Here is a 6,369-nt window from a genome sequence, read left to right on the forward strand (position 1 = left end):
GGCGGGATGGGATCGTGCTCCGGCAGCGGCAGGCGCTCCCCTACGACGCGGCTTCGCCGAGCAGCACCGGCAGTTCGCGGTAGCCGTTGGAGATGAACGACTCCACCGGGCGCAACGCGTCGAACGGCACGGCCAAGGAGAGGTCGGGGAAGCGGGTGAACAGGGCCTGGAGCACCACCTCCGCCTGCAGCCGGGCCAGCGAAGCCCCGATGCAGTAGTGCGTGCCGTGGCCGAAGGAGAGATGCTCACGCCTCGCCTCGCGGGTGACGTCGAACTGATCCGCCGTGGCCCCGTGGACCTCGGGGTCGCGGCCCGGCGACACGAACGAGATGACCAGTGGTTCGCCCTGGGGGATCACCGTGTCCCCCACCGCGATGTCCTCGACCGCATAGCGCAGGATCCCGTTCGCCCCCGGTGCCTTCATCCGCACCGACTCCTCGGCCGCGTCGCCCCAGCTCGCCTTCCCCGTGCGGATCAGTTCGAGCTGGTCGGGGTGGGCGAGCAGCAGTGCCGTCGTGTTGCCGAGGAGGTTGACCATGGTCTCGTTGCCCGCGCTGAGCATCATGATCAGGTTGTCGACCAGCTCCTTGTCGGTCAGGCGCGTACCGCTCTCCTCGTCACCCGCCGCGAGGAGCACGCTGGTCAGGTCGTCGCCCGGGGTACGCCGTTTGAAGGCGACGAGGTCACCCATGGTGCGGTACAGGTCCCGCAGGGTCTGCTGCGCGGCCTCCAGTGACATCCCCGTGTCGAAGAAGCCGTTGATGATCCGCTGCAACGGCTCCCGGAACCCCCCGGGCACGCCGAACAGCTCGACCATGACCTCACGCGGCAGCAGATCCACGAACCTGCTGCGGAGGTCCACCGGCACGTCCGGCGCCTCCTTGGCCGCCAGTTCGTCCAGCAGGACGTCCGCGATCTCCTCGATCCGCGGACGCATCAGGGCGATGCGCCGGGCGGTGAACGCCGAGGCCACCAGCCTGCGCAGACGCTGGTGCCGCTGACCGTAGGCGGTGTACATGTTCTGCACCGAAACCCATATGCCCAACGGCCAGGTCTCGGCTATCTGGCCGTTGTTCCACGCGGGCCAGTGGCGGTAGGCGTCCTTGGAGACGCGGGGGTCGGTGAGCAGCTGCCTGATCGTGCTCGGGTCGGTGACGGCCCAGGCCGTCACGCCTCCGGGCAGCTCGACGGGGGTGACGGGTCCACGCCGGCGCAGTTCGTCGGCCTCTGCGTGGATGTCTCTTCCGGACGGGTCGATGGCGTACGGGCACCGTGCTGCGGACATCGATGACTCCCAAGGGGGCAGTGATCTTTCCCGACAAAAAAACCGCAAGACCGGTTTACTGTAGTCACAGAACACGGCCTTCCGCGAGACCTTCGTGCAGTCCCGCCTCCGCCGCCCCATTCATGATCGAAAGAGAGAAAGCGGAATATGAGCTGCCGCTTTCTCCAGGATCACCGGCCACCAGACCCGCGCCGCGCCTCTCATAAGGATCAAGAAGTATGGATCGATGCGATCTGCGAAGGGCTTGAAAAGAAAACCGGTAGGTTCGTATCTTACAGGAACCGCACGGTCTTTCGGCGAATCACCAACGGCGAAATGGAGACAAAGGTGTCCGTCCTGGCGTTCTCAGAGGAAGACCGTTCCACACAGGTACAGATCGGCGACCCACCTGGTGGACCGGTCGTCGCCGCCATGCCGCGGCTCACCACCACGGTCCCGCGCGAGTACGTGCACCGCTCGAGTCTGGCAGAGGTGTTCCTGAGCGGCTGCGAGAAGCTGGACGACACCCACTTCGCCCTTTTCGGCCAGTGGCCTCGTGCGCACACCTTCTTCACCAGCAACGACGGGGTCCGGCACGACTCGATGCAGGCGGTGGAGACCATTCGTCAGGTCGGGCTCTACCTCGCGCACGCAGAGTTCGGCGTCCCTCTCGGCCACCAGTTCGTGATGTGGGACATGACGGTCACGACGTACGCCGAGTACCTGGCCATCGGCACGGCGCCCAGCGAGCTGAACCTCACCGCGGCCTGCACCGAGATGAAGTGGAAAGGGAAGCGTCTCGCAGAGTTCACCATGCACGTCACGGTGGAACGGGACGGGATGCTCTGCGCCGCCGGCGGCGGCCGTTTCACCTGCATCGCACCCGCGGCCTACCAGCGGTTACGCGGCCCGTCGACCCAGGCACGGCGCACTCAGCGGCTGCACGCCGTGAGCTCCGACGCGCCGTCGGCTCTGGGCCGGGTCACCCCCTTCGACGTGGTGCTCGCCGCCACCGACCAGCCCGGTCGCTGGCTGGTCGATCCCGATCCGCGTCATCCCATCCTGTTCGACCACGACGCCGACCACATACCCGGCATGGTGCTGATGGAGGCCGCGCGGCAGGCCGCCTGCTCCCTCACGCAACCGCGCCCGCTCACCCCGTCGCACCTGCACGCCGAGTTCCTGCGGTACGCCGAGTTCGACGCTCCGTGCTGGATCGAGGCGTCGCTCGAACCCGCCGCGGAATCGGGCGCCGTGAGCGTTCGGGTGATGGGGCGGCAGAACAGCCAGGACGTCTTCGCTGCACGCATTTCCGGCACACTCGACGGACGCTAGAAATACGGTCGAGGGTCCCATGAGAGGAGGTCGGCCAGAAGAATCTCCGGCAATTCCAAGAGGGCACGGGAATTCACCGTACTTGGCGGATCCCATGCCCTCTGTTTCCGCCTCACACCCCTCCACTTTGCCGTTTGTTTACAATGGGGCGTGCTACGCAGGCGATCGCTCCCGGTGGACGGAACCCTACTTCCGCCAAGAAAAAACCGACTGATCGGTAGGTGAAGGGGGCTGGGGCGACCCCGGATCAGACGGAATGCGTGGCCGAGCGTTGCGGTACGCCCTCGGAACGCTCGGCCTTGCGCCTTTTGCTCCGGGGCTCGATCATGCGCGGGTCCACCGCCTCCACCCGGCGCCCCCGTCGTATACAGCCCGTCGGGGACCGCGTCCCGGTCGTGCGGCAGCAGCCGGAAGACCCGGCGCCGGAAGGTCCCCGAGGAGCGGGACGGCTTGGCGTCGGGACCGAGGACCGCGTAGCCGACCATGCGGCCGTCGCGGTGGTACACGGGCGTGCCGCGCCGGGTCGGCAGCCGGTCCAGGCTCTGCAGCGACTGGAGCACGAGTCGACGGGCCGGGGGGAAGGTCCACGGACGGCCCTCCAGCGGCGCTCGATCGGACATGAGGCGTTCCTCGAGGCACCGTCGGCATCTTCTGAGGTGCGTCCCTGCGAGCACGACCGGAGATCCCCTCCCGGGTGGTCCCGCGAGGTCTTTTTCTGGCGGACCACCCGCACCCGCGCCGGCAGAGCAGCGGCGCGGCGGCCGGATCCCGGGATCGAGGTCCATCGGGTCCTCGAGCCACATGATCTCGACCTCATGGACGACATCGCCTTTTGAGCACGTCGCCCGCCATGAGGACCACCGAAGACCACCGAGGGCTGTCCGGGTGTCATTCTATTTACAGACCGCTCGTGCGGTTTGTTAAATGGTGGCATGGTGAAACAAGAACGGGCTGCGCGTACCCGTGAGGCCTTGATCAATGCCGCGGCCGAGGTCTTCGACCGCGGCAGCTTCGCGGAGGCGTCGCTTGCCACGATCAGCTCGCTCGCCGGGGTGAGCAGCGGGGCACTGCACTTCCATTTCGCGACCAAGGCCCTGCTGGCCGATGCGGTCCAGGACGCGGCGCTGCGCCGCCTGGACATCATCACGGCGCAGTCCGTCGCCGTCCCCAGGCCGTCGTTGCAGTCGCTCGTGGACGCCTCGCACGACCTGATGCGCGCACTGGGCACGGACGCCGTACTGCGGGCGGGCTTCGGCCTGAGCGCGACCAGCGCCTGGCCCCCGGAGCAGAATCTGCGCGGCCGCTGGCAGTCGTGGGTCACGCAGGCGATCGAACTCGCCGACCGAAGGGGCGAGTTGAGCCGGAAGGTCGCGCCGGAGTACGCGATGACCGCCGTGGTGGCGGCGATGGTGGGGTTCGAGGTGCTCGGCGGCACCGCCCCGCACTGGCGCTCCCGCCCGGTCATCACCCGGTTCTGGGACCTGCTGCTGCCCGGGATCGCCGCTCCCGCGGTCCTGGGGGGCCTGGTGCCGGCGGGACGTCAGCCCCATGACGCGATGCGCGTACCGGAATAGCCGCACCGCGCTCGAAAACGGACGCTCTTTTGGCTCGGGATCGCCTTGAGACGGCCTGGGAGACAGCCCGAACTCCGCTGGATCCGCAAGGTCACTTGGGCGGGAGCACCGCCGCCGCGCGCAGGCCGCCGCCGTCCGCGCGGCCCAGTTCGAGCCGGCCGCCGCCGGCGGTGAGCAGGGCGGCGGCGACGGACAGGCCGAGCCCCGTGCCCGCGCGCTCGCCCGCCGTGGCGCCGCGTCAGAACGGGGCGGTGGCGCGGGCGATCTCCTCGTCCGTCATACCGGGGCGGGTGCAGCTCTGTTTGAGGGACGGTGATCAGCGGGGGTTTCGCGTTCCGGTGGTCGGGAACTGCTGACGTTGCTGAAGCAGCGTGAGGAGGCGGCCCGGCATCGGGTGGAGGGGCTGCGGGCTGAGCTGGCCGCGTTGAACGAGCGAACAGCTGCCGCCGAGGAAGAGCTGTCCGATCTGGTGGTCACCCAGACGACCCTGGCCCGCGTGTTCGCCGAACGCGACGCTTACGAACCGGAGTTCGAGCAGCGGTCCGGCGGCACCGCGCGGCTGACGACCGCCAGCAGCTCGTCGTTGACGACCACTTGGCCCCGCCAGGGCGCGCGCATGACGGTGCCGAGGCTCGCGCCCTCCCGGACCGCGAGCCGCACGTGTTCGACGACCTCCGGTGGCACGATGCTCTTCTGCTCTCCCCGTCCGGCCTGCCAGGCCTGCAGGAACGCCAGCAACGACGCCTCACACGCCCGGCGCTCCAGACGGGTCAGGTGCAGATCCGGGTCGTGCCGTGCGGCGTCCACCAGGGTGTCGCTGATGGCGGACGCGGTCTGGACCGCCCACCGGATGACGTCCGCGCCGAGTACGCGTTCGGCCTCGGCGATCGTCTCGGGGCGGCTGAGCGGCTCCGGAACGGCTGCTCCCGGATCCCGGAGGGAAGGACGCAGCTCGGTGATCCAGCTCGCCATGGAACGACCGGTCTCCTTCCATACCGCTCATGCCCGGCTCACGCACCAGTGCCCGCGGCCGGCGCCTCCCGGCAGCTCTTGGGGTCACCTCGGAAGGTGGACACCGGTTCGCGGTGTTGTGCGGCGAATGTCACGGTAGCCGGTGCTGACCTTGGGAAGACCGGGCGGCCCCGCGATCGCACTGTACGTGAACAAGGTCAGCGGGCCTTCTGAAAGGTCCGCCGGTACGCCTGCGGGGACACGCCGATCGCCGCCTGCAGGTGCTGCCGCAGGGAGGCGCCGGTCGCGAAGCCGACCTCGGCGGCGATCCGGTCCACCGGCAGGTCGCTGGACTCCAGCAGGTGCCGGGCGCGGGCGAGGCGCTGCTGGATCAGCCAGCGGCCGGGGCTGAGGCCCACCTCGTCGTTGAAGCGGCGGGCGAAGGTGCGCAGGCTCATCCGGGCGTGCCCGGCGAGGTCGGAGAGGGTGAGGGGCTCATCGAGGCGCTCCAGGGCCCAGGCGCGGGTGGCGGCGGTGCTCGCGGCGCCGCTGACGGGCACCGGCTGCTCGATGTACTGCGCCTGGCCTCCGTCGCGGAACGGAGGCACAACACAGCGGCGGGCGACGGTGTTCGCCAGGTCGCTGCCGTGGTCGGTGCGGACGATGTGCAGGCAGACGTCGACGCCGGAGGCAGCTCCGGCCGAGGTGAGGATGCGGCCGTCGTCGACGAACAGGACGTCCGGGTCGAGCTCGACCTTCGGGTACCGGCACCGGAACTCGTCGGCCGCCTGCCAGTGAGTGGTGGCCTTGCGGCCGTCGAGGAGCCCGGCCTCGGCGAGGATGAAGGCGGCGGTGCAGATGGAGACGATGCGCGCGTCCGGGCGGATGCGGGCGAGGGCGGCCGTGACCTCGTCGGGCAGCCGCGGCGGGATGTAGTCGGGCGGCATGGAGGTGACCACCACCGTGTCCGCCGTGTCGAGGATCTCCGGGCCGTGCGCGACGCCGATCGTGAAGTCGGCGTTGGTGCGCACCGGCCGGCCGTCGACGGTGCAGGTCAGCACCTCGTAGCGGCCGTCGGCGGCGCCGAGGATGCGGCTGGGGATGCCCAGCTCGAAGGGGTAGACGCCGTCGAGCGCCAGGACGGCCACGCGCTCCGGTTCCCGCTTGCCACTCATGGCACGATCCTATCGAGTGTTGGCAATCATGCCGTTTCCGGGCCGGGCGGACCTTGGCAGGCTGGGTGAC

Annotated in this window: 5 protein-coding genes and 1 pseudogene; 2 read left to right on the forward strand and 4 right to left on the reverse strand. The window is 69.4% G+C overall.

Features of this window, described 5'->3' with window-relative positions:
* Positions 1-40: 40 nt before the first annotated feature.
* On the reverse strand, positions 41-1,285 hold the full coding sequence (locus R2S09_RS32745; RefSeq protein WP_306192426.1) for a cytochrome P450: 1,245 nt from the start codon (positions 1,283-1,285) through the stop codon (positions 41-43).
* A gap of 147 nt (positions 1,286-1,432) precedes the next feature.
* Between R2S09_RS32745 and R2S09_RS32750 the strand changes: the two genes are divergently transcribed.
* Positions 1,433-2,599 carry a ScbA/BarX family gamma-butyrolactone biosynthesis protein gene (locus tag R2S09_RS32750; RefSeq protein WP_306192427.1) on the forward strand — a complete coding sequence of 389 codons (1,167 nt, stop codon included), beginning with the start codon at positions 1,433-1,435 and terminating at the stop codon, positions 2,597-2,599.
* Between the two features lie 247 nt (positions 2,600-2,846).
* On the opposite strand, the pseudogene R2S09_RS32755 reads toward R2S09_RS32750, so the two are convergent.
* Positions 2,847-3,144: pseudogene (locus R2S09_RS32755) on the reverse strand (DUF6009 family protein); the annotation flags it as partial.
* A gap of 387 nt (positions 3,145-3,531) precedes the next feature.
* Here R2S09_RS32755 and R2S09_RS32760 point away from each other — a divergent pair.
* Positions 3,532-4,173: a ScbR family autoregulator-binding transcription factor gene (locus R2S09_RS32760; protein WP_316744937.1), complete on the forward strand. Its 642-nt coding sequence runs from the start codon at positions 3,532-3,534 to the stop codon at positions 4,171-4,173.
* 516 nt (positions 4,174-4,689) lie between these two features.
* On the opposite strand, the gene R2S09_RS32765 is transcribed toward R2S09_RS32760, so the two are convergent.
* Positions 4,690-5,145 (reverse strand): hypothetical protein, encoded by a 456-nt coding sequence (locus R2S09_RS32765; RefSeq protein WP_306192429.1) that lies wholly within the window; start codon positions 5,143-5,145, stop codon positions 4,690-4,692.
* A 197-nt stretch (positions 5,146-5,342) separates the two neighbouring features.
* Positions 5,343-6,299 carry a GlxA family transcriptional regulator gene (locus tag R2S09_RS32770; protein WP_306192430.1) on the reverse strand — a complete coding sequence of 319 codons (957 nt, stop codon included), beginning with the start codon at positions 6,297-6,299 and terminating at the stop codon, positions 5,343-5,345.
* Positions 6,300-6,369 lie beyond the last annotated feature (70 nt).

It is taken from the genome of Streptomyces sp. MK7, assembly GCF_032658145.1.
GTDB lineage: Bacteria > Actinomycetota > Actinomycetes > Streptomycetales > Streptomycetaceae > Streptomyces > Streptomyces spiralis.